Source organism: Fulvivirga aurantia (genome assembly GCF_009711475.1).
Taxonomy (GTDB): Bacteria; Bacteroidota; Bacteroidia; order Cytophagales; family Cyclobacteriaceae; genus Fulvivirga; species Fulvivirga aurantia.
This window is the reverse complement of record NZ_SMMD01000033.1, coordinates 1-264: the sequence shown is the minus strand read 5'-3', so window position 1 is coordinate 264 and position 264 is coordinate 1. Positions and strand designations below refer to the sequence as shown.

Sequence of the window (264 nt, the reverse complement as noted above, 5' to 3'; positions counted from 1 at the left end):
AACCCTTGTTACCTCATCTGAGAAAATATTGAGTGAGTCCACCATCTGGTTGATCGTTTCCTTCAACTCAGAGATCTCACCTCTTGCTTCAATCGTAATTTTTTGTGTCAGGTCACCCTTCGCAACGGCTGTTGCTACATTAGCAATCTCCCGCACCTGTCCTGTAAGGTTGGCAGCCATGTAGTTTACATTTTCCGTCAGGTCTTTCCAGGTACCGGCAATGTCCGGCACCTCCGCCTGACCACCAAGTATACCTTCGGTACC

General features: G+C 48.5%; 1 protein-coding gene. It reads right to left on the bottom strand.

Features of this window, described 5'->3' with window-relative positions; all coding sequences use genetic code 11:
• Positions 1–264, bottom strand: a 264-nt coding sequence (locus E1176_RS00025; protein ID WP_155208563.1) for a HAMP domain-containing protein, incomplete at both ends; no start/stop codon positions are given.